22 protein-coding genes and 1 other RNA gene are annotated in these 26046 nt (G+C 63.5%); 17 read left to right on the forward strand and 6 right to left on the reverse strand.

Translation table 11 applies throughout. The features are described from left to right. Positions 1–321: 321 nt before the first annotated feature. Positions 322–3156: an excinuclease ABC subunit UvrA gene (uvrA, locus tag PVZ77_RS13750; protein WP_273806709.1), complete on the reverse strand. Its 2835-nt coding sequence runs from the start codon at positions 3154–3156 to the stop codon at positions 322–324. Between the two features lie 269 nt (positions 3157–3425). Between uvrA and PVZ77_RS13755 the strand changes: the two genes are divergently transcribed. Both PVZ77_RS13755 and ssb read left to right on the forward strand, forming a co-directional pair. Beyond that, positions 3426–4814 carry an MFS transporter gene (locus tag PVZ77_RS13755; protein ID WP_273806708.1) on the forward strand — a complete coding sequence of 463 codons (1389 nt, stop codon included), beginning with the start codon at positions 3426–3428 and terminating at the stop codon, positions 4812–4814. A gap of 25 nt (positions 4815–4839) precedes the next feature. Next, positions 4840–5394 carry a single-stranded DNA-binding protein gene (gene ssb / locus PVZ77_RS13760; RefSeq protein WP_093257079.1) on the forward strand — a complete coding sequence of 185 codons (555 nt, stop codon included), beginning with the start codon at positions 4840–4842 and terminating at the stop codon, positions 5392–5394. A 53-nt stretch (positions 5395–5447) separates the two neighbouring features. On the opposite strand, the gene ssrA is transcribed toward ssb, so the two are convergent. Further along, positions 5448–5800: a transfer-messenger RNA gene (gene ssrA, locus PVZ77_RS13765) on the reverse strand. A gap of 81 nt (positions 5801–5881) precedes the next feature. Then, positions 5882–6358, reverse strand: coding sequence for an SsrA-binding protein SmpB (gene smpB / locus PVZ77_RS13770; protein ID WP_007162671.1), 477 nt, complete (start codon positions 6356–6358; stop codon positions 5882–5884). Between the two features lie 172 nt (positions 6359–6530). Between smpB and PVZ77_RS13775 the strand changes: the two genes are divergently transcribed. Together PVZ77_RS13775 and PVZ77_RS13780 are read left to right on the forward strand one after the other, a co-directional pair. Beyond that, on the forward strand, positions 6531–6965 hold the full coding sequence (locus PVZ77_RS13775; protein ID WP_273806706.1) for a type II toxin-antitoxin system RatA family toxin: 435 nt from the start codon (positions 6531–6533) through the stop codon (positions 6963–6965). Further along, positions 6958–7263, forward strand: coding sequence for an RnfH family protein (locus PVZ77_RS13780; RefSeq protein ID WP_273806705.1), 306 nt, complete (start codon positions 6958–6960; stop codon positions 7261–7263). The genes PVZ77_RS13775 and PVZ77_RS13780 overlap by 8 nt, the downstream gene beginning before the upstream one ends. Positions 7264–7270: 7 nt before the next feature. On the opposite strand, the gene PVZ77_RS13785 is transcribed toward PVZ77_RS13780, so the two are convergent. Further along, positions 7271–7810 (reverse strand): outer membrane protein assembly factor BamE, encoded by a 540-nt coding sequence (locus PVZ77_RS13785; RefSeq protein ID WP_273806703.1) that lies wholly within the window; start codon positions 7808–7810, stop codon positions 7271–7273. Between the two features lie 94 nt (positions 7811–7904). Here PVZ77_RS13785 and fur point away from each other — a divergent pair, with 94 nt between their 5' ends. Beyond that, entirely contained in the window at positions 7905–8309 is a 405-nt protein-coding gene (gene fur / locus PVZ77_RS13790) for a ferric iron uptake transcriptional regulator (RefSeq protein WP_007162667.1), read from the forward strand. Between the two features lie 62 nt (positions 8310–8371). Here the strand turns inward: fur and recN are convergent, their stop codons facing one another. Further along, positions 8372–10039 carry a DNA repair protein RecN gene (gene recN, locus PVZ77_RS13795; RefSeq protein ID WP_273806702.1) on the reverse strand — a complete coding sequence of 556 codons (1668 nt, stop codon included), beginning with the start codon at positions 10037–10039 and terminating at the stop codon, positions 8372–8374. A 166-nt stretch (positions 10040–10205) separates the two neighbouring features. On the opposite strand from recN, the gene grpE reads away from it, so the two are divergent. The 9 genes from grpE to PVZ77_RS13840 all read left to right on the forward strand — a co-directional run bounded on the left by grpE (position 10206) and on the right by PVZ77_RS13840 (position 21034). Beyond that, complete coding sequence (grpE, locus tag PVZ77_RS13800) at positions 10206–10769, forward strand: nucleotide exchange factor GrpE (protein WP_183634014.1); 564 nt, start codon at positions 10206–10208, stop codon at positions 10767–10769. Positions 10770–10862: 93 nt separating this feature from the next. Beyond that, positions 10863–12791, forward strand: a complete 1929-nt coding sequence (gene dnaK, locus PVZ77_RS13805; protein ID WP_133863033.1) for a molecular chaperone DnaK — start codon at positions 10863–10865, stop codon at positions 12789–12791. 112 nt (positions 12792–12903) lie between these two features. Further along, positions 12904–14037, forward strand: coding sequence for a molecular chaperone DnaJ (gene dnaJ, locus PVZ77_RS13810; protein ID WP_007162663.1), 1134 nt, complete (start codon positions 12904–12906; stop codon positions 14035–14037). Positions 14038–14091: 54 nt separating this feature from the next. Further along, positions 14092–14898, forward strand: a complete 807-nt coding sequence (gene dapB / locus PVZ77_RS13815; protein WP_273806701.1) for a 4-hydroxy-tetrahydrodipicolinate reductase — start codon at positions 14092–14094, stop codon at positions 14896–14898. A 176-nt stretch (positions 14899–15074) separates the two neighbouring features. Then, positions 15075–16211 (forward strand): glutamine-hydrolyzing carbamoyl-phosphate synthase small subunit, encoded by a 1137-nt coding sequence (carA, locus tag PVZ77_RS13820; protein WP_273806700.1) that lies wholly within the window; start codon positions 15075–15077, stop codon positions 16209–16211. Positions 16212–16231: 20 nt separating this feature from the next. Then, the gene (leuE, locus tag PVZ77_RS13825) at positions 16232–16888 is read left to right on the forward strand and encodes a leucine efflux protein LeuE (protein ID WP_405046268.1); all 657 of its coding nucleotides are present in this window, start codon (positions 16232–16234) and stop codon (positions 16886–16888) included. A 21-nt stretch (positions 16889–16909) separates the two neighbouring features. Then, positions 16910–20131, forward strand: a complete 3222-nt coding sequence (carB, locus tag PVZ77_RS13830) for a carbamoyl-phosphate synthase large subunit (protein WP_133863036.1) — start codon at positions 16910–16912, stop codon at positions 20129–20131. After that, positions 20128–20604, forward strand: coding sequence for a transcription elongation factor GreA (greA, locus tag PVZ77_RS13835; RefSeq protein ID WP_183634022.1), 477 nt, complete (start codon positions 20128–20130; stop codon positions 20602–20604). The genes carB and greA overlap by 4 nt, the downstream gene beginning before the upstream one ends. Next, on the forward strand, positions 20582–21034 hold the full coding sequence (locus tag PVZ77_RS13840; RefSeq protein WP_273806699.1) for a hypothetical protein: 453 nt from the start codon (positions 20582–20584) through the stop codon (positions 21032–21034). Before greA ends, PVZ77_RS13840 begins: the two co-directional genes overlap by 23 nt. Here PVZ77_RS13840 and PVZ77_RS13845 read toward each other — a convergent pair. Beyond that, positions 21022–21333, reverse strand: coding sequence for a YhbY family RNA-binding protein (locus tag PVZ77_RS13845; protein ID WP_133863039.1), 312 nt, complete (start codon positions 21331–21333; stop codon positions 21022–21024). The genes PVZ77_RS13840 and PVZ77_RS13845 overlap by 13 nt on opposite strands. A 552-nt stretch (positions 21334–21885) precedes the next feature. Between PVZ77_RS13845 and ftsH the strand changes: the two genes are divergently transcribed. The 3 genes from ftsH to glmM are packed head-to-tail and all read left to right on the forward strand — an operon-like array spanning position 21886 to position 26010. Further along, the gene (gene ftsH / locus PVZ77_RS13850) at positions 21886–23802 is read left to right on the forward strand and encodes an ATP-dependent zinc metalloprotease FtsH (protein WP_273806698.1); all 1917 of its coding nucleotides are present in this window, start codon (positions 21886–21888) and stop codon (positions 23800–23802) included. 7 nt (positions 23803–23809) lie between these two features. Next, on the forward strand, positions 23810–24673 hold the full coding sequence (gene folP, locus PVZ77_RS13855; RefSeq protein WP_273806697.1) for a dihydropteroate synthase: 864 nt from the start codon (positions 23810–23812) through the stop codon (positions 24671–24673). Beyond that, positions 24673–26010, forward strand: a complete 1338-nt coding sequence (gene glmM / locus PVZ77_RS13860) for a phosphoglucosamine mutase (protein ID WP_158893783.1) — start codon at positions 24673–24675, stop codon at positions 26008–26010. The genes folP and glmM overlap by 1 nt, the downstream gene beginning before the upstream one ends. Positions 26011–26046 lie beyond the last annotated feature (36 nt).

Consider the following 26046-nt stretch of genomic DNA (forward strand, 5'->3'; position numbering starts at 1 on the left):
CGGAGACGTTGCAGTAGTGCCTGTCGGGCAGGTGCTGCTTTAAGCCTGCAAGGGCACAAGAGCCCCAACAGCCCGGCTGCGCCGGGCTGTTGTGTGTGAAGCGCGGCACAGGACTGTCGTAGGTTGGTGCTGAGCGCAGCGAAGCCCAACGAGCGGGAGCCGCTACAGGTATCGAGAGAATTGCGGAAGGACACTGGAAGGCCGGGGGTGGCTTCCGTAGGTTGGGCTTCGCTAGGCTCAGCCCAACCTACGCCAGCGTTACGCAAGCAAGAAAAAGCCCGGCATCTGCCGGGCTTTTTGCGTTCTGGAGGGTGCCGAGGATTACTCCCGGTCACGTTCCAGCAGGGGCTTGAGAAAGTGGCCGGTATAGGACTTCTTGTTCGCCGCGACTTCCTCGGGGGTACCTGTCGCAATGATCTGACCACCCTTGGAGCCGCCTTCAGGTCCAAGGTCCACCAGCCAGTCCGCGGTCTTGATGACATCGAGGTTGTGCTCGATCACCACCACGGTATTGCCGTGATCCCGCAGGCGATGCAATACGTCCAGCAACTGCTGGATATCGGCGAAGTGCAGACCGGTAGTGGGCTCGTCGAGAATATAGAGTGTCTTGCCGGTATCGCGCTTGGACAGCTCCCGCGCCAGCTTCACACGCTGGGCCTCGCCGCCTGACAGGGTCGTGGCGCTCTGGCCGAGACGGATATAGGACAGGCCGACATCCATCAGCGTCTGCAGCTTGCGCGCCAGGGCCGGGATGGACTCGAAGAAGGCATGGGCCTCTTCGATGGTCATGTCCAGGACCTCGGTGATGGTCTTGCCCTTGTACTTCACCTCCAGGGTCTCGCGGTTGTATCTCTTGCCCTTGCAGACGTCACAGGCGACGTAGACGTCCGGCAGGAAGTGCATCTCCACCTTGATCACGCCGTCGCCCTGGCAGGCCTCGCAGCGGCCGCCCTTGACGTTGAAGGAGAAGCGCCCCGGGGTGTAGCCGCGGGAGCGGGATTCCGGGACGCCGGAGAACAATTCGCGAATCGGGGTGAAAAGACCGGTGTAGGTCGCCGGGTTGGAGCGTGGCGTACGGCCGATGGGGCTCTGGTCGATGTCCACCACCTTGTCCAGGTGCTGCATGCCTTCGAAGCTGTCATGGGCGGCGACTTCCAGGGTCGTCGCGCCATTGAGCGCCGTGGCGGTCAGCGGGAAGAGGGTGTTGTTGATCAGAGTCGACTTGCCGGAGCCGGACACCCCGGTCACGCAGGTCAGCAGGCCGACGGGAATCTCCAGATTGACGTTCTGCAGGTTGTTTCCGCGGGCACCCTTGAGCTTCAGCAGCTTCTTCTTGTCCCGCGGCGTGCGCTTGGCGGGGACTGCGATCTTCTTGCGGCCCGACAGGTACTGCCCGGTCACCGAGTCGGGATGCTGCATCACCTGGTCGGGCGTACCTTCCGCGATGATCTGGCCGCCGTGCACGCCGGCCCCCGGACCTATGTCGATGACATAGTCCGCCAGGCGGATGGCATCCTCGTCGTGCTCGACGACGATGACCGTATTGCCCAGGTCGCGCAGGTGGGTCAGGGTGCCCAGCAGGCGTTCGTTGTCGCGCTGGTGGAGGCCGATGGAAGGCTCGTCGAGGATATACATGACGCCCACCAGACCTGCACCGATCTGGCTGGCCAGGCGGATACGCTGCGCCTCGCCGCCGGACAGGGTGTCGGCGCTGCGATCCAGCGTCAGGTAGTCCAGGCCGACGTTGACCAGGAACTGCAGGCGCTCGCGGATCTCCTTGAGGATCTTGTCGGCGATCTGCTGCCGCTGGCCCTTAAGGGTGAGGTCCTGGAAGTACTGGGTGGCATCGCCCACGGGCAGGCGGGTAACCGCCGGCAGGGTCTTGTCGCCGACCCAGACATGCCGCGCTTCGCGCCGCAGGCGGGTGCCATTGCAGTCCGGGCAATGCTGGGTGCTCAGATACTTCGCCAGCTCTTCGCGCACGCTCTGGGATTCGGTCTCGCGATAACGCCGCTCCAGATTCGGCAGGATGCCTTCGAAGGGGTGGGCACGCTTGACGATGTCGCCGCGGTCATTGAGATAGCGGAAGTTGACGCTCTCGCGTCCGGAGCCGCTGAGAACCGCCTTGCGGTGCTTGTCATCGAGACCCTTGAAGGGCTCGTCCAGGCTGAAGCCATAGTGGCTCGCCAACGAGCCGAGCATCTGGAAGTAGTAGACGTTGCGCCTGTCCCAGCCGCGGATGGCGCCTTCGCTGAGACTGAGCTCCTCGTTGACCACCCGGCGGGCATCGAAGAACTGCTTCACGCCCAGGCCGTCGCAGGTCGGACAGGCACCGGCAGGGTTGTTGAAGGAAAATAGCTTGGGCTCCAGCTCACCGATGGAAAAGCCGCAGATCGGACAAGCGAAGCGCGCGGAGAAGACGATCTCCTCACCATTCTCGCCTTCCATGGGCGCGATGATGGCGATGTCGTCGGCTAGCTTCAGCGCCGTCTCGAAGGATTCCGCCAGGCGTTGCTGGAGATCTTCGCGCACCTTGAAGCGATCCACCACCACCTCGATGGTGTGCTTCTTCTGCTTGTCCAGCTTGGGCAGTTCGTCCATCTCGTGCAGACGGCCATTGACGCGGACGCGGACGAAGCCCTGGGCGCGCAATTCCTCGAATACCGAGAGGTGCTCACCCTTGCGCTCACGCACGATGGGGGCCAGCAGCATCAGTCGCTCGCCTTCCGGCATGGCCAGCACCTGATCGACCATCTGGCTGACGGTCTGGGCTTCCAGGGGCACGTCGTGCTCCGGGCAGCGGGGCGTACCGACGCGCGCATAGAGCAGGCGCAGGTAGTCGTAGATCTCGGTGATGGTGCCCACGGTGGAGCGCGGGTTGTGCGAAGTGGATTTCTGCTCGATGGAGATCGCCGGGGACAGGCCTTCGATGGTGTCCACGTCGGGCTTTTCCATCATCGACAGGAACTGCCGGGCATAGGCCGACAGGGATTCCACGTAGCGGCGCTGGCCTTCGGCATAGAGGGTGTCGAACGCCAGCGAAGACTTGCCGGACCCGGACAGGCCGGTGATGACGATGAGCTTGTCCCGGGGAAGGGTAAGGTCGATGTTCTTCAGATTATGGGTGCGGGCCCCACGGATGAGGATTTTATCCACGTAGACTTCTGCCTCGTTTTGGCGGCGCTTCAATAGGAAAGAGGTCTCGTCCCGGGCTGCGGCTATCTGCCGCGCCTGTGAGAGAGGGGGTAAGGCTGGTAAAATTGGTGGCCCGACAGCGGTGATCGGGCGTTCGTGATCCTGGCGGTCGGGAACGTTCGGACGAGCGCTCGGCTATCTTCACCGCTTCCTCCCTAAATGGTCATTGTCACGACTGTTTTAAAGCTGTGTGGCGACGTAAAAGCCTGTCGCCGACGAGAGGATTATCAATGCTCGACAAGCGCAGTGAAGCCATGAACGGCGTCGAACGCCGTGCCGCCCTGGGGCTGGCTCTGGTCTTCGCCTTTCGTATGCTCGGTATGTTCATGGTGCTCCCGGTCCTGGCGACCTATGGTCAGGAGTTGGCGGATGCCACCCCGGCACTGATTGGCCTGGCCATAGGTGCCTATGGTTTGACCCAGGCGGTCCTGCAAATTCCCCTGGGGACGCTGTCCGATCGCATCGGTCGACGCCCCATCATCATTGGTGGACTGCTGGTGTTCGCCCTTGGTGCCGCCATTGCCGCCAATGCCCACTCGATCTGGGGCGTCATCGCCGGTCGTATCGTGCAGGGCGGCGGCGCCATTTCGGCCGCCATCATGGCGCTGCTGTCGGATCAGACCCGCGAGCAGCATCGCACCAAGGCCATGGCTACCATCGGCATGAGCATCGGCGTGTCCTTTGCCGTGGCGATGGTGGCCGGACCGCTGCTGACCCGTGCCTATGGTCTGGCCGGTCTGTTCTGGGCGACCTGCGGACTGGCACTGGTCGGCCTGCTGATCGTGCTGTTCCTGGTTCCTCACCAGGCTTCGCCCTTCGCCCATCGGGAGTCGAATCTGGCGCGCCAGGCGCTGGGCGCGACCCTGCGCAATCGCGATCTGCTGCGGCTGGACTTCGGTATCCTGGCGCTGCACGCCGTGCTGATGGCCAGTTTCGTCGTCCTGCCGCTGGCTCTTGCCGAACACGCCGGCCTGCCCAAGGAAGAGCACTGGTGGGTTTACCTGACCGCACTGGTGGTCGGCTTCTTCGCCATGGTTCCCTTCATCATCTATGGTGAAAAGAAGCGGCGCATGAAGCGCGTGCTGGTGGGCGCCATCAGTGTGCTGGTGCTGTGCGAGCTGTACTTCTTCTTTTTCAGCGACAGCCTGGTGGCCCTGGTCATCGGCATCGTGGTGTTCTTTACCGCCTTCAACCTGCTGGAGGCCTCGCTGCCGTCACTGGTGAGCAAGGTGGCGCCTGCAGGCGGCAAGGGCACCGCCATGGGGATCTATTCCACCAGTCAGTTCCTTGGTTCCGCGTTGGGCGGTATCCTCGGTGGCTGGCTGTTCCAGCATGGTGGCCTGTCCACCGTCTTCCTGGGTTGTGCGGCGCTTTGCCTGGGATGGGCGGTGGTAGCTGGTACGATGCGAGAACCGCCCTATGTCACCAGTCTGCGTTTGCCGGTTACGCCCGCGCTAGTCAACGACCAGGGATTGGTCGGACGCCTGTTGGCCCTGGCCGGAGTGACCGACGCGGTAATGGTGGCGGAAGAACAAGCCGTCTACATCAAGATCGATACTAAAATCGTCGATCGGGCGCAATTGGAGCGACTGGTAAGCCAAACGCCAGTCGCCGCTTGATCGACAGCCTTATCAGGAGATTCATATGGCCCGTGGCGTCAACAAAGTCATCCTCGTCGGCAACGCCGGCGCCGATCCCGAAACCCGTTACATGCCCAATGGCAATGCGGTGACCAATGTCACCCTGGCCACCAGCGAAAGCTGGAAGGACAAGCAGACCGGCCAGCAGCAGGATCGTACCGAATGGCACCGCGTGGTGTTCTTTGGTCGTCTGGCAGAGATCGCTGGCGAGTACATCCGCAAGGGCTCCCAGGTCTATGTCGAAGGCAGCCTGCGTACCCGCAAGTGGCAGGGGCAGGACGGTCAGGATCGCTACACCACCGAAATCGTGGTCGATATCAACGGCAACATGCAGTTGCTGGGTGGCCGCGGTGGCAATGCCGGTGGCAACGACGAATACAACCAGAGCGCCCCTGCGCCCCAGCAGCAGCGTGCCCCTCGTCCCCAGCAGTCGGCTCCGCAGTACGACAACGGTGGCAATGGCGGCTCTGGCAACAGTCGTCCCCAGCAGCAGCCCAAGCCCCAGCAGCAGCCGGCGCAGCAGGACTACGACAGCTTCGACGACGACATTCCCTTCTAGGGCCTCGTTGATCAGGCAAAGAAAAAGGGCAGCCAGTGGCTGCCCTTTCTTTTTGGTGGAGGCGGGGGGATTTGAACCCCCGTCCGCCAGCTCTCCGCTATCGGTTCTACATGCTTAGCCCTGTCTACTGAGTTAACCCATTGCGGCCCGACGGGCAGGGTGCTTTGGGCGAGCTGTATAAGTTTTAGCCGTTACGTCTACAGCGAACTTGGCGGCGATCCTGTTCTATCTGACAGTCGTTTCGGGTTTACAGGCATCCCCTAGCGACTGCTAGCCGCGTTAAGCAGCTAGAGCGTAGTTGTCGTCGTTGGCAACTATAAGTTTGCAGCAGCGAATTTACGAGTTCTGCTACCAGCTCGGCATGCCCCTCAAGTTTCGTTACCGGCGTCGAATCCTAATCGCCCCCAAAACTTGCTGGTCGTTCACTATAGGAATTCCAGGCGTCCTGCGCAAGTCATTGCTGACGAAACGTTTTTTTGCCGCTTGGCTACTTGGCGTCCTTGCGGATGGCGCGCTGGATCTCGCGGTCGGAATCACGCTCGCGTTCAGTGGCACGCTTGTCGAATTCCTTCTTGCCCTTGGCCAGGGCGATCTCGCACTTGACCAGGTGCTTTTTCCAATAGAGCGACAGCGCAACGCAGGCGTAGCCCTTCTGCTGCACCGCGCCGAACAGCTTGCCCAGCTCGCGCTTGTTCAGCAACAGCTTGCGGGTGCGGGTAGGGTCGGCGATGACGTGGGTACTGGCAGTCTGTAGCGGGGTGATGTGGCTGCCGAGCAGCCAGGCTTCGCCGTCCTTGAGCAGCACATAGCTGTCGGTCAGCTGCGCCTTGCCGGCTCTCAGGCTCTTGACCTCCCAACCTGCCAGGGAAACACCCGCCTCGAAGCGGGTGTCGACGAAGTATTCGTGTAGCGCTTTCTTGTTCTGCGCGATGCTACCGGGGGAGACTTTCTTTTGCTTGGCCATGATTCCAGGGTACAGCGAGTCGGGGGAAATGTCGCCACGCGCTTGAGCGGGTATGAGCAAACACGGACAATACCGCGGTTCTGGACTGCGGCAGGCTGGTGCGGGAGTAAAATGCGAGCGCCGCCCTCAAATTCAAGGTCCGACACCGATATCGCTATTCTACGAGGTTCCGATGAGCTCGCACATCCAACGTTCGGCGTTGCTGCCCTATCCTGCTTCAGCGCTCTATGCGCTGGTTAATGACGTGGACCGTTATCCGGAGTTCCTGCCGTGGTGCTCGTCCGCCCAGATTCTGGAGCAGAACGAAGGGCTGATGCGCGCCGGCCTCACCGTGGCCAAGGGTGGGCTCAGTCAGCAGTTCACCACCCGCAATACCCTGGTGCCGGACGAGTCCATCACCATGGATCTGGAGAAGGGGCCCTTCAAGCAGCTGCATGGTATCTGGACGTTCAAGGCGCTGGGCGACAAGGCCTGCAAGATCTCGCTGGATCTGTCCTTCGAATACGACAGTGCCATCGTGCGCGCGACCCTGGGGCCGCTGTTCAATCAGGCGGCCAATACCATGGTGGATGCCTTCTGCCAGCGTGCCAGAGCCCTCTATGGCTGAGCATCTCGCCATCGAGGTGGCGCTGGCGCTGCCGGAGCGGCAATGGCTATTGAGCCTGGAGCTGGAGGAGGGCGCCACGGTCGCGCAGGCCGTGCTGGCTTCGGGTCTGCTCGACCAGCTGACGCCAGAGCAGCGCGAAGGCTATCGGGTCGGCATCTTTGGCAAGCAGGTTGCCAAACCGGAAGAGAGGACGCTGCTGGAAGGCGAGCGGGTCGAGATCTACCGCCCGCTGCTCGCGGATCCCAAGGAAAGTCGCAAGCGGCGGGCCGAAAAGGCCAGAGCCAAGGCTGGCCTCTAGGTAGAGATCACTGGCCGTCGGTACGGATGCGGTCGGGGGTCGGGATGGCAGCCGGGCGAGCGCTGTCGATCTCTTTCTGGATGGTGTCTTCGGTCGAGCCGGGCACGACGGGCGTTTCCGGTGCTGCCGCAGGCGCAGTGGCAGGTTGCGCCGGCGCGGTGGGATCCACGCTGGTGCCACTGTCGGTACCCATGATCTGCTGTTCGCGGCTGGTGCCTGGCATGAAATCGCCAGCCAGGCCGCTCAACTGATTGTCGCCATTGAACACCAGGCTGACACGCTCCTGTTTCCGCTGACCACCGGCGGCCTGCAGGCTGTACAGATAGTCCCAGCGATTGGGGTGGAAGGTGTCCTGAATCAGCGGCGAGCCCATGATAAACCGGACCTGTTGTCGGGTCATTCCGGGGCGCAACTGGTCTATCATGTCCTGGGTGACGACGTTGCCCTGCTGGATGTCGATCTTGTAAACCCCCGGCAGAGAGCAGCCGGCGAGCATGGCTAGGCCCATCAGAGAGAGCCCGGTCAGCGTTTGCTTGAGGTTTTGCATCGGTGGGAGACTTCCACTATCTTGCTGGGCAACGAAGCACCGATCATACCCGTATTCCCGAGGGCTGCGAAAGCACTCGGCACCGAGAAAGAGCATGGTAGAGAACAACGAACTCCGCAAAGCGGGTCTGAAAGTGACCCTGCCGCGCGTCAAGATATTGCAGATGCTGGACACCACCGAGCAGCGCCACATGAGCGCCGAAGACGTTTACAAGGCGCTGATGGAAGCGGGCGAGGACGTGGGGCTGGCAACGGTCTATCGGGTCCTTACCCAGTTCGAAGCGGCCGGCCTTGTGGTGCGCCACAATTTCGATGGCGGTCACGCCGTGTTCGAGTTGGCCGACACCGGACACCACGATCACATGGTGGATGTGGATACCGGCGAAGTCATCGAGTTCACCGATGCCTCGATCGAAAAGCGTCAGCGCGAGATCGTCGAAGAGCATGGTTTCGAGCTGGTCGATCACAACCTTGTGCTGTACATCCGTCAGCGCAAGTGAAGATCCAGACATGAAAAAGGCGACTCTGAGTCGCCTTTTTCATGTCTGTTGCCGGCCTGCCTCTAGCGGCTGACCACCAGCTTGCGGGCATGGGCGAGGGATTCGCGGGTAAGGTCGACGCCGCCGAGCATGCGCGCCACCTCTTCCACACGGCGCGCCCGGTCTAGTTTTGCAACCGCCGTGCGGGTCTCGTCGGTGCCGCGTTCCTTGTGCACGAACAGATGCTGATGCCCCTGGGCCGCTACCTGGGGCAGGTGGGTGACCGTCAGTACCTGGCCCCGCTCGCCCAGCTGCCGCAGCAGTTGGCCGACCACCTCGGCGGTCGGGCCGCCGATGCCGACGTCCACTTCGTCGAACACCAGAGTGGGCGTGCGCGAGGTCTGGGCAGTGATGACCTGGATGGCCAGGCTGATCCGTGACAGTTCGCCACCGGAAGCGACCTTGGCCAGCGGGCGCAGGGGCTGGCCCGGGTTGGCGCTGACGCGGAACTCGACCCCCTCGTTGCCCACCGGCTGGGGTTCACCGGTGCTGCCTGGCGTGAGGGTGATGCTGAAGCGGCCACCTGGCATGCCCAGGCGCTGCATCTCGGTTTCGACCGCTGCGGCCAGCTCCGGCGCCCGTTGCTCGCGCAGACGGCTCAATTCGCCGGCCTTCTCCTGGTAGTGGCGCTCGAAGGCGGCCAGCTCTTCCTGCAGGCGCTCCAGGGCGACGTCGTCGGCATCCAGCGATTGCAGTTCGTTGCGCAGCTGTTCGTGCAGCTCCAGCAGGGCTTCGGGCTGCACGCGATGCTTGCGGGCGAGGCTGTAGACGCTGTCGAGACGCTCCTGTACCGCCTGCTGGCGCTCCGGGTCGGCTTCGAAATGATCGACGAAGCGATTGAGTTCATTCATCGCCTCCTCGATCTGGATCTGCGCGGAGGCGAGCAGGTTGCTGGCTTCCTGGATCTGCGCCGGGGGGCGATCGAAGGCGGTCAGGCGTGCCACGCTGGCATTGAGTGCCGACAGTGCATTGCCCTGCTCGCTTTCGGTACAGAGGTCCATGGCCTGACGACAGGCCAGCAGGATGTGCTCGGCACTCGCCAGGTCGCTCTGCTCCTGCTCCAGGGCCTGCAGCTCGCCCTCGACCAGGGCGAGGTTGTCGAGTTCTTCCAGCTGATAGCTAAGCAGCTGATGGCGGGCGCGTTGCTCGTCACCGTTGCGGGTCAGGCGCTCCAGGGTCTGGCGCACCTGGCGCCAGCGCTGGGCGGCGAGTTGCACCTGGCGGACCAGCTCGCCCGCGCCGGCGTATTCGTCCAGCAGGCGGCGGTGGGTATCGAGACCGAGCAGCGACTGGTGTTCGTGCTGGTTGTGGATGTCGATCAGCAGGCCGCCGAGGGTCTTGAGGTCGGCCAGTGGACAGGGCGAGCCATTGATATAGCCGCGCGAGCGTCCTTCGCGGGTAATGACGCGGCGCAGCAGGCAGGGGCCGTCCTGCTCCAGGTCGCGCTCGGAGAGCCACTGGCGCGCCTCGGGGATGTCGGTGGTGTCGAAGCTGGCCAGGACATCGGCCTTGTCGGCACCAGGCCTTACGGCATCGCTGTCGGCGCGGTCGCCCAGGGTGAGGCCGAGGGCGTCGAGCATGATGGACTTGCCGGCGCCGGTTTCGCCGGTGATCACGGTCATGCCGCGCTCGAGGTCGAGGTCGAGGTGTTCGACGATGGCGTAGTTGCGGACGGACAGATGCACCAGCATGCGACGATCTCCGAAAGCGGTTTTCTGGTTGTTTATACAGTTCCTCTCGGGCACTGGCAATCCATACAGCTCTTGAAGCGCCGGCCGGCGGCCCCATATAGGCGCCATCGATCAAGGCGCCGTCCATTGGCGGGCGCGCCTACCGGCATTATCACAGGAGGACTCCATGGCCGACGAACAGAACTCCCAGACCCCCGAGCACGAAGCCACCCAGGGCGACGTCCAGCACGAGGATCTCGCCGCCCGCGTCGCCACGCTCGAAGAGCAGCTGGCCGCCGCCCAGGACCAGTCCCTACGCAGCGTTGCCGAGCTGCAGAACGTGCGTCGCCGCGCCGAGCAGGATGTGGAGAAGGCGCACAAGTTCGCGCTGGAAAAATTCGCCGGCGATCTCTTGCCGGTGCTCGACAGCCTGGAGCGTGGCCTGGAGTTGTCCAACGCCACCGACGAGACCCTCAAGCCCATGCGTGAAGGCATGGAGCTGACCCTGAAGATGCTGCAGGACACCCTCAAGCGCTATCAGGTCGAAGCCGTCGATCCCCACGGCGCGCCCTTCAATCCGGAGCACCACCAGGCGATGGCCATGGAGGAGAGCGCTACCGCCGAGCCGGGCAGCGTGCTCAAGGTGTTTCAAAAGGGCTATCTGCTCAATGGTCGCCTGCTACGGCCGGCGATGGTGGTAGTCAGCAAGGCGCCTGCGGCGCAGCAGCCGAGCATCGACGAAAAGGCTTGAAATTCTTTCGCTCGGCCCCATCTGGTAGGCAAGCGAACATCAAAGGCCCCCTGAGCGGGCCGCGCGGAATCTGAGATTTCTGGAGAAGACTACATGGGCAAGATCATCGGTATCGACCTGGGGACGACCAACTCCTGCGTCGCGATCCTCGAAAACGGTAACGTCAAGGTACTGGAAAACGCCGAAGGCACCCGTACCACGCCGTCCATCATCGCCTACACCAACGATGGCGAGACCCTGGTCGGCCAGCCGGCCAAGCGCCAGGCGGTGACCAATCCGCAGAACACCCTGTACGCGGTCAAGCGTCTGATCGGTCGGCGTTATGAAGAAAACGTCGTGCAGAAAGACATCGAGATGGTCCCCTACAAGATCGTCAAGGCCGACAACGGTGACGCCTGGGTCGAGGCCAAGGGCCAGAAGATGGCGCCGCCCCAGGTGTCTGCCGAAGTCCTGAAAAAGATGAAGAAGACCGCCGAGGACTACCTGGGCGAAGCCGTGACCGAGGCGGTCATCACCGTGCCGGCCTACTTCAACGACAGCCAGCGCCAGGCCACCAAGGATGCCGGTCGCATCGCCGGTCTGGACGTCAAGCGCATCATCAACGAGCCCACCGCGGCTGCCCTGGCCTATGGCCTGGACAAGGCCAAGGGCGACCACACCGTGATCGTCTATGACCTGGGCGGCGGCACCTTCGACGTCTCGGTCATCGAGATCGCCGAGGTCGACGGTGAGCATCAGTTCGAGGTGCTGGCCACCAATGGCGACACCTTCCTGGGTGGCGAAGACTTCGACATCCGCCTGATCGACTATCTCGTCGAAGAGTTCAAGAAAGAAAGCGGCATGAACCTCAAGGGCGACCCGCTGGCCATGCAGCGCCTGAAGGAAGCTGCCGAGAAGGCCAAGATCGAGTTGTCCTCGGCTACCCAGACGGACGTCAACCTGCCGTACATCACCGCCGATGCCAGCGGTCCCAAGCACCTGAACGTCAAGGTCTCCCGCGCCAAGCTGGAGTCCCTGGTGGAAGAGCTGGTCGAGCGCACCATCGAGCCGTGCCGCACCGCGCTGAAGGACTCCGGCCTGGACGTCTCCGACATCCACGAGGTCATCCTGGTCGGCGGTCAGACCCGCATGCCGCTGGTGCAGAAGCGCGTGGCCGACTTCTTCGGCAAGGAAGCGCGCAAGGACGTCAACCCGGACGAAGCCGTTGCCATCGGTGCCGCCATCCAGGGGGCCGTGCTGGCCGGTGACGTCAAGGACGTGCTGCTGCTGGACGTCACCCCGCTGACCCTGGGCATCGAGACCATGGGTGGCGTGATGACCGCGCTGATCGAGAAGAACACCACCATCCCGACCAAGAAGTCGCAGGTGTTCTCCACCGCCGACGACAACCAGGGCGCCGTGACCATCCATGTGCTGCAGGGCGAGCGCAAGCAGGCCGCGCAGAACAAGTCGCTGGGCAAGTTCGACCTGGCCGAGATCCCGCCGGCGCCGCGTGGCGTGCCGCAGATCGAGGTGACCTTCGACATCGACGCCAACGGCATCCTCAACGTGTCCGCCAAGGACAAGGCCACCGGCAAGCAGCAGTCCATCGTCATCAAGGCGTCCTCCGGTCTGTCCGAGGACGAGATTCAGCAGATGGTGCGTGACGCCGAGGCCAATGCCGACGAGGATCGCAAGTTCGAAGAGCTGGCTGCGGCCCGCAACCAGGGTGATGCCCTGGTGCACGGCACCCGCAAAATGCTGACCGAGGCCGGCGACAAGGCCACCGCGGAAGAGAAGAGCACCATCGAGAAGGCCATTGGCGAACTGGAAACCGCGGTACGCGGCGACGACAAGGATGCCATCGAAGCCAAGATGAATGCCCTGTCCCAGGCCTCCGCGCCGCTGGCCCAGAAGCTCTATTCCGAGCAGGGTGCTGCCGCCGGTGCCGAGGGCGCCTCGGCCAAGGCGGACGGTGATGCCAAGAAGCCCGGCGACGACGTGGTCGATGCCGAGTTCGAGGAAGTGAAGGACAACAAGTAAGCCGCGTGCTTACCGCACCTGACGGGCTTCGGCCCGTCGGATCCGCCACGCGGGAGCCTGCTCCCGCGTTGGCGTGTCTGGAGGGTGAGAAAATTTAAGGTGCAGAAAGTCTATGGCCAAACGTGATTACTATGAGGTGCTCGGGGTCGAGCGCGGCGCCAGCGAAGCCGAGCTCAAGAAGGCCTACCGACGCCTGGCGATGAAATACCACCCGGATCGCAATCCGGGTGACGCGGCTGCCGAGGAGCAGTTCAAGGAGGCCGCCGAGGCCTACGAAGTGCTGTCCGATGCGGGCAAGCGCTCGGCCTACGACCAGTACGGCCATGCTGGCGTCGATCCGAGCATGGGCGGCGGTGGTTTCGGCGGTGCAGCGGGTGGCGCGAGCTTCTCCGACATCTTCGGCGACGTCTTCAGTGATTTCTTCGGTGGGCGCGGTGGTGCCGGTGGTCGCGGCGGTCCGCAGCGCGGCGCCGACCTGCGCTACACCCTGGACCTGGATCTGGAAGAGGCGGTGCGCGGGACCACGGTTACCATTCGCGTGCCCACCCTGGTCGAGTGCAAGGTCTGCGACGGCAATGGCGCCAAGCCGGGTACCTCCGCTTCCACCTGTCCCACCTGTGGGGGCATCGGTCAGGTACGCATGCAGCAGGGCTTCTTCTCGGTCCAGCAGACCTGCCCGCGTTGCCACGGCAGCGGCAAGATCATTCCCGAGCCCTGTAATGCCTGTCATGGCCAGGGTCGCGTGGAAGAGCAGAAGACCCTGTCGGTCAAGGTTCCGGCGGGCGTCGACACCGGCGACCGCATCCGCCTGACCGGCGAAGGCGAGGCCGGGACCCTGGGTGGTCCGAGCGGCGATCTCTATGTCGTGGTCAATGTGCGCGAGCACTCGATCTTCCAGCGCGACGGCAAGCACCTCTATTGCGAGGTGCCGATCAACTTCACCGACGCCGCCCTGGGTGGCGAGCTGGAAGTGCCGACCCTGGATGGCCGCGTCAAGCTGAAGATCCCCGAGGGCACCCAGACCGGCAAGATGTTCCGCCTGCGTGGCAAGGGCGTGACGCCCGTGCGTGGCGGTGGCGCCGGCGACCTGATGTGCAAGGTGGTGGTGGAGACTCCGGTCAACCTGAGCCGGCGGCAGCGCGAGCTGCTCGAGGAATTTCGCAACACCCTGCAGAGCGACAGCTCCCATTCGCCCCGGGCCAGTGGCTGGTTCGATGGCATGAAGCGCTTCTTCGACGACCTCTAAACCGGCAGGGGCGTCGTCGCGAGGCGGCGCCCGGCCAGCAGCCTGGAGCTGATGATGCGACGTATAGCTGTAATGGGCGCCGCGGGGCGCATGGGCAAGACCCTGATCGAGGCGGTCCAGCAGACCCAGGGCGCTGCCGGCCTGACTGCCGCGGTGGATCGTCCCGAGAGCAGCCTGGTGGGTGCCGACGCGGGCGAACTCGCCGGCATCGGCCGTGCCGGGGTGATGCTGTCGGGGGACCTGGCTCGGGTGCTGGATGATTTCGATGTCGTCATCGACTTCACCCACCCCAACGTGACCCTGCAGAATCTAGCGCTCTGCCGCAAGGCGAAGAAGGCCATGGTGATCGGCACCACCGGCTTCACCGCCGAGCAGAAGCTGACCCTGCTGGAGGCGAGCAAGGAAATTCCCATCGTCTTCGCGGCCAACTTCAGCGTCGGCGTCAATCTCTGCCTCAAATTGCTGGATACCGCTGCCCGGGTGCTGGGTGACGAGGTGGATATCGAGATCATCGAGGCACACCACAGGCACAAGGTCGATGCACCCTCGGGTACCGCCCTGCGCATGGGCGAGGTGGTTGCCCAGGCGCTGGGTCGCGACCTGGAAGAGGTGGCCGTCTATGGCCGCGAAGGCCAGACCGGTGCCCGCGATCGCCAGACCATCGGCTTCGCTACCGTGCGTGCCGGCGACGTGGTGGGCGATCACACGGTGCTGTTCGCCAGCGAAGGCGAGCGGGTCGAGATCACCCACAAGGCGTCCAGCCGCATGACCTTTGCCAAGGGCGCCGTGCGCGCAGCCCTCTGGCTCAAGGACAAACAGCCGGCGCTATATGACATGCAGGACGTGCTGGAGTTGCGCTGACTCGTTCGCGGGGGTGCCAGGCGTGATCAATTCCTGTACAATGCAGCTTTAGTGTATCCACTAAAAGCTAGCGCAGAATGAAATCACAACATTAAAACGGGATGACTCTTCGAGATGTCATCCCGTTTTTTTGCACCCTGCGTTTGCCCGCCAAGGCTTGATTTTCGGAGGTCTTCTTGACTAAGCCAGCCATACTCGCACTTGCCGATGGCAGCATCTTTCGCGGTGAATCCATCGGTGCCGACGGCCACACGGTCGGCGAAGTGGTGTTCAACACCGCCATGACCGGCTACCAGGAAATCCTGACCGATCCTTCCTATGCGAAGCAGATCGTCACCCTGACCTATCCGCACATCGGCAATACCGGCACCACGCCGCAGGATGGCGAGGCGGCCCAGGTCTGGGCTGCCGGGCTGATCATCCGTGACCTGCCGCTGCTGGCCAGCAACTGGCGCAACAAGCAGTCGCTGCCGGACTATCTCAAGGAAAACGGCACCATCGCCATCGCCGGCATCGACACCCGTCGACTGACCCGCATCCTCCGCGAGAAGGGCGCCCAGAATGGCTGCATCCTCACCGGCGAAGACGCCACCGAAGAGCGCGCCCTGGAACTGGCCCGCGCCTTCCCCGGCCTCAAGGGCATGGACCTGGCCAAGGAAGTCAGCGTCAAGGAGCGCTACGAGTGGCGTTCCAGCGTCTGGTCGCTGGAAACCGACAGCCACGCCGAGATCCCGGCCGAGCAGCTGCCCTATCACGTGGTGGCCTTCGACTACGGCGTCAAGCTGAACATCCTGCGCATGCTGGTGGCCCGCGGCTGCCGCATCACCGTGCTGCCGGCCCAGACCCCGGCCAGCGAAGCCCTGGCGCTGCAGCCCGACGGCATCTTCCTGGCCAATGGTCCAGGCGATCCCGAGCCCTGCGACTACGCCATCAAGGCGATCCAGGGCGTCCTGGAGACCGAGACCCCGGTGTTCGGCATCTGCCTGGGTCACCAGTTGCTGGCCCTGGCTTCCGGCGCCAAGACGGTGAAGATGCCCAACGGTCACCACGGCGCCAACCATCCGGTGCAGGATCTCGACAGCGGCGTGGTGATGATCACCAGCCAGAACCACGGTTTCGCCGTGGACGAGGCCAGTCTGCCGGCCAACGTGCGGGCCACCCACAAGTCGCTGTTCGACGGCACCCTGCAGGGCATCGAACGTACCGACAAGGTCGCCTTCAGCTTCCAGGGCCACCCCGAGGCGAGCCCTGGCCCGCACGACGTGGCACCGCTGTTCGACAAGTTCATCCAGGCCATGGCGGCACGCCGCTAAGACGGGGGAGGGTAAGGCTCATGCTGGCGAATCTGGGTGTCATCGACTTCTGGACCTACGTGGTCGGGACCCTGTTCGTCATCCTGTTGCCCGGCCCCAACTCCTTCTTCGTGCTCGCCACTAGTGCCCAGCGCGGTATCCGCAGTGGTTACCAGGCGGCTTCCGCGGTGTTCCTCGGGGACGCCGTGCTGATGCTGCTCTCCGCCCTGGGCGTCGCCTCGCTGCTCAAGGCCGAGCCACTGTTCTTCCAGATCCTCAAGTATCTGGGTGCGGCCTACCTGTTCTACCTCGGCTGGGGCATGTTGCGCGGCGGACTCAAGTCCTGGCGCAGCCCGGCCCAGGGCCAGGTCGAGACGACCCTGCGCGAAGACGTCCACCAGCCGTTCCGCAAGGCCCTGCTGCTGAGTCTGTCGAACCCGAAGGCGATCCTGTTCTTCGTCTCCTTCTTCATCCAGTTCGTGGACCCCGGTTATGCCCATCCGGCGCTGTCCTTCCTGGTGCTGGGCGCGGTCCTGGAAGCCATCAGCTTCTGCTACCTGTCGTTCCTGATTTTCTGCGGCGTTCGCCTGGCGGCCTGGTTCCGTCAGCGGCGTCGCCTCAGCGCGGGCGCCACCGGTGGCGTCGGCGCCCTGTTCGTGGGGTTCGGTGTGAAGTTGGCCACCGCGACCCTGACCTGATTACCTGCATTCGAGAAGCCCATGCCTAAGCGTACAGACATCAAGAGCATCCTGATCCTCGGGGCCGGCCCCATCGTCATCGGCCAGGCCTGCGAATTCGACTATTCCGGCGCCCAGGCCTGCAAGGCCCTGCGCGAGGAAGGCTTCCGCGTCATCCTGGTGAATTCCAACCCGGCCACCATCATGACCGACCCGTCGATGGCCGACGCCACCTACATCGAGCCGATCAAGTGGGCCACCGTGGCCAAGATCATCGAGAAGGAGCGCCCCGACGCCCTGCTGCCGACCATGGGTGGCCAGACCGCGCTGAACTGCGCCCTGGATCTGGAGCGGCATGGCGTACTGGCGAAGTTTGGCGTCGAGATGATCGGCGCCAACGCCGACACCATCGACAAGGCCGAGGATCGCTCGCGCTTCGACAAGGCCATGAAGGACATCGGTCTGGCCTGCCCGGTCTCGGGCATCGCCCACAGCATGGAAGAAGCCTATGGCGTGCTGGAGAAGGTCGGCTTCCCCTGCATCATTCGCCCGTCCTTCACCATGGGCGGCACCGGTGGCGGCATCGCCTACAACCGGGAGGAATTCGAAGAGATCTGCAATCGCGGTCTGGACCTGTCGCCGACCAACGAACTGCTGATCGACGAATCCCTGATCGGCTGGAAGGAATACGAGATGGAGGTGGTCCGTGACAAGAAGGACAACTGCATCATCGTCTGCTCCATCGAGAACTTCGATCCCATGGGCGTGCACACCGGCGACTCCATCACCGTGGCGCCGGCCCAGACGCTGACCGACAAGGAATACCAGATCCTGCGCAACGCCTCCCTGGCGGTGCTGCGCGAGATCGGTGTTGAGACCGGCGGCTCCAACGTCCAGTTCGGCATCTGCCCGGACACCGGGCGCATGGTGGTGATCGAGATGAATCCGCGGGTGTCGCGTTCCTCGGCGCTGGCCTCCAAGGCCACCGGCTTCCCCATCGCCAAGATCGCCGCCAAGCTGGCGGTCGGCTACACCCTGGACGAGCTGCAGAACGACATTACCGGCGGTCGTACCCCGGCGTCCTTCGAACCGGCCATCGACTACGTGGTCACCAAGATCCCGCGCTTCGCCTTCGAGAAATTCCCCAAGGCCGACGCCCGTCTGACCACCCAGATGAAGTCCGTGGGCGAGGTCATGTCCATCGGCCGTACCTTCCAGGAATCCCTGCAGAAAGCCCTGCGTGGTCTGGAAGTGGGCGTGGTCGGCTTCGATCCCAAGCTGGACCCGACCGATCCCGAGGCCGACAGCACCCTCAAGCGCGAGCTGACCGTGCCCGGTGCCGATCGCATCTGGTACATCGGCGATGCTTTCCGCCAGGGCTACAGCCTGGACAAGGTCTTCGAGCTGACGCGCATCGATCCCTGGTTCCTGGTGCAGATCGAAGACCTGATCAAGGACGAGGAGCGCATCAAGACCCTGGGCCTGGCCGACCTCGACTACGACCTGATGCGCAAGCTCAAGCGCAAGGGCTTCTCCGATGCGCGCCTGGCCAAGCTGCTCGGCGTCACCGAGAAGAACCTGCGTGCCCATCGCCACAAGCTCAAGGTGCTGCCGGTGTACAAGCGGGTGGACACCTGCGCCGCCGAATTCGCCACCGACACCGCCTACCTCTATTCCACCTACGAGGAAGAGTGCGAGGCCAAGCCCAGCGGTCGCGACAAGATCATGATCCTCGGCGGTGGTCCCAACCGCATCGGTCAGGGCATCGAGTTCGACTACTGCTGCGTGCACGCGGCCCTGGCCATGCGTGAAGACGGCTACGAGACCATCATGGTCAACTGCAACCCGGAAACCGTCTCCACCGACTACGACACCTCCGACCGCCTGTTCTTCGAGCCGGTGACCCTGGAGGACGTGCTGGAGATCGTCCGCGTCGAGCAGCCCAAGGGCGTCATCGTCCAGTACGGCGGCCAGACTCCGCTCAAGCTCTGCCGGGCCCTGGAAGAGGCCGGCGTGCCCATCATCGGCACCAGCCCAGACGCCATCGACCGTGCCGAAGACCGCGAGCGCTTCCAGCAGATGGTGCAGCGTCTGAACCTGCGTCAGCCGGCCAACGCCACCGCGCGCAGCGAAGACGAGGCCCTGGCCCTGTCCAAGAACATCGGCTATCCGATGGTGGTGCGCCCCTCCTACGTGCTGGGCGGCCGGGCGATGGAAATCGTCTACCAGGAAGAAGAGCTCAAGCGCTACATGCGCGAAGCGGTGAAGGTGTCCAACGACAGCCCCGTGCTGCTCGACCACTTCCTCAACTGCGCCATCGAGGTGGACGTGGATGCGGTGTGCGACGGCAAGACCGTGGTGATCGGCGCCATCATGCAGCACATCGAACAGGCCGGCGTGCACTCCGGTGACTCCGCCTGTTCGCTGCCGCCCTATTCGCTGCCCAAGCACATCCAGGACGAGATCCGCGAGCAGGTCAAGAAGATGGCCCTGGAGCTCGGCGTGATCGGTCTGATGAACGTGCAGATGGCCGTGCAGGGCGAGGACATCTACGTCATCGAGGTCAATCCGCGCGCTTCCCGTACCGTGCCCTTCGTCTCCAAGTGCATCGGCGAGTCCCTGGCCAAGGTGGCCGCCCGGGTCATGGCCGGCAAGACCCTGGCCGAGGTGGGCTTCACCCAGGAGATCATCCCGCCGTTCTTCAGCGTCAAGGAAGCGGTGTTCCCCTTCAACAAGTTCCCCGGCGTCGACCCCATCCTCGGCCCGGAGATGAAGTCCACCGGCGAGGTCATGGGGGTCGGCGACAGCTTTGGCGAAGCCTTCGCCAAGGCCCAGCTGGGTGCCAACGAGATCCTGCCGAATTCCGGTTGCGCCTTCATCAGCGTGCGTGACGATGACAAGCCCGAAGCCGTGCAGGTCGCCCGCGATCTGGTCGGCCTGGGCTTCGAGGTCGTGGCCACCGCCGGTACCGCGCGGGTGATCGAGGCCGCCGGTCTGCCGGTGCGTCGCGTGAACAAGGTGACCGAAGGCCGTCCCCATGTGGTCGACATGATCAAGAACGACGAGGTCACCCTGATCATCAACACCACCGAAGGCCGGCAGTCCATCGCCGATTCCTATTCGATCCGCCGCAACGCGCTGCAGCACAAGCTCTGCTGCACCACCACCATTGCCGGCGGCCAGGCCATTTGCGAAGCTTTGAAATTCGGCGCCGAGAAGACCGTGCGCCGTCTGCAAGATCTGCATGCAGGAGTGAAGGCATGACCAAGTACCCGATGACCGTCCAGGGCGCTCGCGCCCTAGAAGACGAACTCAAGCATCTCAAGACTGAGCTGCGTCCGCAGATCACCCAGGCCATCGCCGAAGCGCGTGAACTGGGTGACCTCAAGGAGAACGCCGAATACCACGCTGCCCGCGAGCAGCAGGGCATGGTCGAGGCGCGTATCCGCGATATCGAAGGGCGCCTGCAGAACGCTCAGGTGATCGATGTGGCCGCCTTGCCGCACACCGGCAAGGTGATCTTCGGCACGACCGTGGAGATCGCCAACACCGAGACCGACGAGACGGTGACCTACCAGATCGTCGGTGACGACGAAGCGGATATCAAGCAGAGCAAGCTGTCGGTGGGTTCGCCCATCGCGCGTGCGCTGATCGGCAAGGAAGAAGGGGACGTGGTGCTGGTGAAGACCCCGGGTGGCAATGTCGAATACGAAATTGTCGCCGTCCGTCACGTCTGACCATCGCCCCGGCGGTTGGCTCGCCAGGCTGCTCGCCGCCGCCTGGCAGCTGGCCCAGGTGTTCTGGGTCGGCCCGCTGGTCGCCCTGCACCTGTGCATCCCCGTGGCGCTGGCCCAGGCGGGCTGGGCGCCGCTGCTGATCCAGTCCGGACGCGAGGAATTGCTGCGCATGATGCTCAGTGCCGCAGGCGGTGGGGTCTTTACCCAGATCGTCGTGCTGGTGTGGTGGGCAGGGGTGGGCGCCTTGTGGCGTGACCTGCGCGGCCAGCTGCTGCTGGCCAGTGCACTGGCGGTGCTGTTGCAGAACGAACTTGCGCGCTTCTGGACCGGGCCGACCGCCCTGGCCGGCTACCTGGTCCTGCTGCTCTGCGGACTGATCCTGGTGCTGCAGCCCGTTCCCGGGCGCGCGCCGGGCAATCAGGCGGTGTAGCGCACCACGTTGGACAGGTTGCGATTCTGCTCGCGGGCCTTGCGATAGATCAGCGCCATCTTGCCGATGACTTGCACCAGCTCCGCCTTGCTCGACGCGCACAGCTCGTCGATCAGGGCCCGGCGGTCATCGCGCTCGGTGACGGCCAGCTTGATCTTGATCAGTTCGTGATCGTTCAGCGCGCGGTCGAGTTCACCCAGCACGCCTTCGCTCAGGCCGTTCTCGCTGATGGTGACCACCGGCTTGAGTTGATGACCGATCGCCTTGAACCGCTTTTTGAGCTCGTTGTTGAGCGCCATAATTCACCCCGAATAAAAGCCGAACAGTTTATCCCAGCTGCCCGGTGCCGCCCAGCGATACGCGACGATGTGACGGCGACCCCCGACAGAACCGGCATCGCCGGCTCAAGGGGCACCGCCACGAGTGCAGGCGTCAGGTCATGGTGAGGCATGACCGTGGCGGATGGGCTTGCGGCTGCAAGCAAGCCACCAGGGTGACCTGTCTGGGCGGTTCGTAGGGCCGGATACCAGGTGCCCGCCGGGAGGCCTTGTTATTTTCCTCCTGGCCCCCATATGAGCGAGCGGAGTACGGCGGGCTGATCCAGGACTCTCCGTGTCGCAGGACCAGATCGCGCCAGCAATAGCTATTGGGTCGCGGTTTTTGGGGCAATTGAGAGAATTGATGGCCGCAACGTCTGCCTTGCCCTAGAGTCAAAGGCAGAAGACTCATATAGCGTTACAGACGATGTCTGCCGTGGGCCAGGCTTTGTGTAGTAACTTACCGGTCACTGCCGGTTTCGCTTCGAACGGTTTACCCACGAAACCGGCGCAGAGGGTAGTCAATTGAACGACATGGCAAAGAATCTGATCCTGTGGCTGATCATCGCCGCGGTGCTCGTCACCGTGATGAACAATTTCTCCAGCCCCAACGAACCCCAGACGCTCAACTACTCCGACTTCATCCAGCAGGTGAAGGACGGGCAGATCGAGAGCGTGACCGTGGATGGCTATGTCATTACCGGCAAGCATCGTGACGGCGACCCCTTCAAGACCATACGTCCGGCGATCCAGGACAATGGCCTGATCGGCGATCTGGTCAACAACAGTGTCACCATCACCGGCAAGCAGCCCGAGCAGCAGAGCATCTGGACTCAACTGCTGGTGGCCAGCTTCCCGATCCTGGTGATCATCGCGGTCTTCATGTTCTTCATGCGCCAGATGCAGGGAGGCGCCGGCGGTCGTGGCGGCCCCATGAGCTTTGGCAAGAGCAAGGCACGGCTGTTGTCGGAAGATCAGGTCAAGACCACCTTCGCCGACGTCGCCGGTTGCGACGAGGCCAAGGAAGAGGTCACTGAACTGGTCGAATTCCTGCGTGATCCGGGCAAGTTCCAGCGCCTCGGCGGACGCATTCCCCGTGGCGTGCTGATGGTCGGCTCGCCCGGTACCGGCAAGACGCTGCTGGCCAAGGCCGTGGCGGGTGAGGCCAAGGTGCCGTTCTTCACCATTTCCGGTTCGGACTTCGTCGAGATGTTCGTCGGCGTCGGCGCCAGCCGTGTCCGTGACATGTTCGACCAGGCCAAGAAGCACGCGCCCTGCATCATCTTCATCGACGAGATCGATGCGGTCGGTCGCCATCGTGGAAACGGCATGGGGGGTGGTCACGACGAGCGCGAACAGACCCTGAACCAGTTGCTGGTCGAGATGGACGGCTTCGAAATGAACGATGGCATCATCGTGATCGCCGCTACCAACCGTCCTGACGTGCTGGACCCCGCGCTGCTGCGCCCCGGTCGTTTTGATCGCCAGGTCGTGGTCGGTCTGCCGGATATCCGAGGTCGTGAGCAGATCCTCAAGGTGCACATGCGCAAGGTGCCGATCGGCGAGCGCGTTGATGCGGGCGTCATCGCCCGTGGTACCCCGGGTTTCTCCGGTGCCGACCTCGCCAACCTGGTCAACGAGGCCTCCCTGTTCGCCGCTCGCTCCAACAAGCGTACCGTCGACATGCGCGAGTTCGAGCTGGCCAAGGACAAGATCATGATGGGCGCCGAGCGCAAGACCATGGTCATGTCCGAGAAGGAGAAGCGCAACACGGCTTACCACGAGGCGGGTCATGCCATCGTTGGCCGCCTGGTGCCCGAGCACGATCCGGTCTACAAGGTTTCCATCATTCCCCGTGGTCGCGCTTTGGGCGTGACCATGTTCCTGCCCGAGGAAGATCGCTACAGCCTGTCCAAGCGGGCCCTGGAAAGCCAGATCTGTTCGCTGTTCGGCGGCCGTATCGCCGAAGAGATGACCCTGGGCTTCGAAGGCGTCACCACGGGTGCCTCCAACGACATCATGCGAGCGACCTCCCTGGCGCGAAACATGGTGACCAAGTGGGGCCTGTCCGAGAAGCTCGGTCCGCTGCTGTATGGCGAGGAAGAGAACGAAGGCTACCTGGGTCGTTCGGGTGGTGGTGGCGCCGGCAACATGTCGGGCGAGACCGCCAAGCTGATCGATCTGGAGATTCGCCGGATCATCGACGACTGCTATAACACTGCCAAGCGGCTGCTGGACGAGAATCGCGACAAGCTCGAACTCATGTCCGATGCCCTGATGAAGTACGAGACCATCGATTCGGACCAGATCGACGACATCATGGCGGGCAAGGTGCCGCGTGAACCGCGCGACTGGCATGACCGGGGCGGTCCTACCGGTGATTCGCCGGCACCGCAAAGCGGTAGCGATCGTCCTGAAGCGCCCATCGGTGGTCCGGCCGGAGAACACTGAAACACCCATGTTCAATCCGTTTCCTTCGACCCGATTGCCTTGCGGCAATCGGGTTCTTGTTTTTGACGCGCCCAAAGTCATGGGCATCCTCAACGTGACGCCCGATTCCTTCTCCGACGGCGGTCGCTATACGGCTGTTGACAGCGCGTTGCGCCATGCCGAGGCGATGATGGCGGCCGGTGCTGCCATCATCGATGTGGGTGGAGAGTCCACGCGACCAGGGGCGCCCCCGGTGTCCGAACTGGAGGAACTCGAGCGTGTCGTGCCGGTGGTCGAGGCGATCGCCCGAGAGCTGGATGTCGTCATTTCCATGGATACCTCCTCACCGGTAGTCATGCGGGAGGGCGCTCAGGCAGGGGCCGGTCTGATCAATGACGTCCGTTCGCTGCGCCGGCCTGGCGCCCTCGAAGCTGCCGCCGCGACCGATCTGGCGGTCTGCCTGATGCACATGCGGGGCGAGCCCGGCACCATGCAGCAGGCGCCCGTCTATGCTGACGTTGCCGGCGAGGTCGGCGCCTTTCTCGCAGAGCAGATTGCCCGTTGCGAAGCGGCCGGCATCTCCCGCGGACGGTTGGTGCTGGATCCGGGCTACGGCTTTGCCAAGACCCTGGAACACAACCTCGAGCTGTTCAGACGACAAACCGAGTTGCTCGCCTTTGGGCTACCCTTGCTGGTGGGCGTTTCTCGCAAGAGCATGATCGGCGCTGTCACCGGGCGACCTGTAGAGGGGCGCCTGGCAGGCGGCCTGGCCCTGGCGGCGCTGGCGCTGGCCAAGGGCGCGCAGATCCTCAGGGTCCATGATGTGGCGGAAACGGTGGACGCGGTGAAGATGATCACCGCGGTCGAAGGCTTCAGGCAGGAACAGAACTGATGGCAAGAAAGTATTTTGGAACCGATGGTATTCGCGGCAAGGTCGGGACGTATCCCATCACCCCCGAGTTCATGCTCAAGCTGGGCTGGGCGGCGGGTATCGCCTTTCGCAGTCGCGGCGGTTGCCGGGTGCTGGTGGGCAAGGACACGCGCAACTCCGGCTACATGTTCGAGTCGGCACTGGAAGCCGGACTTTCCGCTGCCGGTGCCGACGTCATGCTGCTGGGTCCCATGCCGACGCCGGGTATCGCCTATCTGACGCGGACCTTCCAGGCCAGCGCCGGCATCGTCATCAGTGCTTCGCACAATCCCTACTACGACAATGGCATCAAGTTCTTTTCCGGCGCCGGCACCAAGCTGCCCGATGAGCTGGAAACCATGATCGAGGAGCTGCTCGACACGCCCATGACCGTGGTCGATTCGGCGCGTATCGGCAAGGTCTCGCGCATCAACGATGCCGCGGGTCGTTACATCGAGTTCTGCAAGAGCAGCGTGCCGACCGGGACCAGTTTCGCCGGTATGAAGATCGTGCTGGACTGCGCCAATGGCGCCACCTACAAGATCGCACCCAGCGTCTTCCGTGAACTTGGAGCGGACGTCAGCGTGCTCGGGGTGCAGCCGGACGGCCTCAATATCAACAAGGATTGCGGTTCCACCCATTTGGAGGGGCTGCAGCAGGCGGTGCTCGACCAGCACGCCGACATCGGCATCGCCTTCGATGGCGACGGTGATCGGGTGCTGATGGTGGATCACACCGGAGCGGCAGTGGATGGCGATGAGCTGCTCTATCTGATCGCCCGCGATCTCAAGCGTCGTGGTCGCCTCGAGGGTGGGGTGGTCGGTACCCTGATGAGCAATCTCGGTCTCGAACTGGGGCTGGCCGAACTGGATATTCCCTTCGTGCGCGCCAAGGTAGGCGATCGCTATGTGATGGCCGAGCTGCTGGAGCGCAACTGGGTGCTGGGCGGCGAGAATTCAGGGCATGTGGTCTGCTGCCAGTACACCACCACCGGCGACGCCACCATCGCCGCGCTGCAGGTACTCATCGCCCTGCGCAATGCCGGCCAGACCCTGGCCCAGGCGCGCATGGCGCTGCGCAAGTGCCCGCAGGTGCTGATAAACGTGAGGTTCGGTGGTGGCCAGGATCCCTTGGAGAACCCGCGGGTCAAGCAGGCCAGTGCCGAGGTCACCGAGAAGATGGCCGGCAAGGGACGGGTGCTGCTGCGCAAATCCGGTACCGAGCCGCTGCTGCGCGTCATGGTCGAAGGCGAGAACGAGCGCGAGGTGCGCGCCCATGCCGAGGCCCTCGCTGAGCTGATAAGCGAGGTATGTGCTTGATTTGCTTGCATGCCTGTTTTCGATTGAGTAACATCT

The organism is Pseudomonas sp. SHLD1, assembly GCF_028640935.1.
Taxonomy (GTDB): domain Bacteria; phylum Pseudomonadota; class Gammaproteobacteria; order Pseudomonadales; family Pseudomonadaceae; genus Chryseomonas; species Chryseomonas aestiva.